1 protein-coding gene is annotated in these 1,433 nt (G+C 38.7%); it reads right to left on the reverse strand.

Going from position 1 to position 1,433, the window contains the following annotated elements:
* Nucleotides 1-1,433: type I restriction-modification enzyme R subunit C-terminal domain-containing protein (locus AC1DUA_RS37450; RefSeq protein WP_477504547.1), on the reverse strand; the 1,433-nt coding region annotated here is incomplete at both ends.

Genomic DNA, 1,433 nt, shown 5'->3' on the forward strand with positions numbered 1-1,433 from the left:
CTTTTAAAGCCTCCATCTCCCTTAAATGGTTCAGCTTCAAAAACATTTGTTGCATTCGGACCCAGGACCTGTTCTTTTATAAGTCGACGTTCAATGTTTTCCAGCCACCGCTTTTGAATAGGCGTCCATTTATGAGACTCAAAGATCTTTTTCATTGCTTTCTGAACTCTTTCTTCATGACTTATAAGTGCATCACCTAATATCCGCTGACGGATAATTCCAATTGTATTTGCTGCAATGTTATTCATCTCATAACATGCCGTTTTCAAGTCGGATTCCCTGAATCCATGTTCTTCAAGCTTTTGGTGAATCTGCTTCAAATCTTCTTTGGTTAACTCACTCGGTTTAGTGCATACCAATACCAAGGCTGGGATTTCGTTCATATAATCCCTCAAGAAAGTACCAAATGCATCCAGATAATCCTCTGGCTTTTCACTTTTACCATAGCCTCTTGAATGCTCGAGCTCTTTATCTTCATGATTAGATATGTATTGAACCCTAGGAGAGCCCCAGCTTTCACTCAAGAAAAGAAGCAGTTTAGTATTTTGGCTTAATTCTTGGGCTACCTTAGAATACGGTGTATTCTTAACCCAGTCAATAAGCTGCTCAACTGTTTTATGACCGGTAAGTGATTCCAATTGGTCTAGCGCTTCTCCCGAGATATTTCTCTTTTTTCTCTGCAACCTTGCAATTACATCATCTACTTGTTTCTTCTGTTGTGTTTCATCAGTGATCTTATCCATTTCAGTTATGAGATCTGTAACAGTAACAGATGGATTAGTAACAATCGGTTTCATTGTATTTACTTTTTCTAAAACATCAAATAAGCCTACGGGGTCAAACACTTCGAAATGTTCCTTATTGATCTTATCGCATTGTCTTGTTGCACGACCTATCATCTGTTCAAACAATATACGTGAGCGGATCCTCCGTAAAAACACCAAATTACAAATTTCCGGAACGTCTACGCCGGTTGTCAGCAGGTCAACAGTCACAACAATGTTTGGCAGTTTCTCATTCTTAAACTTCTTAATGGCATCTCTGGGGTCCTTAATCGTTCCTGTAATTTTCATTACTGCTTCCGCATCAACTTCGCCCCACTTTTCCTCTAATTCTTTCTTCAGTATCCTAACAATTCTATCTGCATGGTCATTATCAGTAGCGAACACAAGGGTCTTTTTCCAGCCAAAAGGATCCAAATACTCTACGATATCACTAAGCACCAGTTGATCAAAAGATTCTGTAATTACATCTCTATTGAATTTCTCAACATTAAAGAGAATCTCATCCGGCAAATCTTCAATCTTACCAATGTCTCCTGTAGTACTATCAAAATAATCAAGTGTATCACCTTTCTCCCACTTGATTCCATTCTTCTTGAGGAATGTCTGATATTCATGTGGTGTAACGTAGTCGATCAAGTGCCCATCTAC

It is taken from the genome of Paenibacillus sp. 01T422, assembly GCF_056398785.1.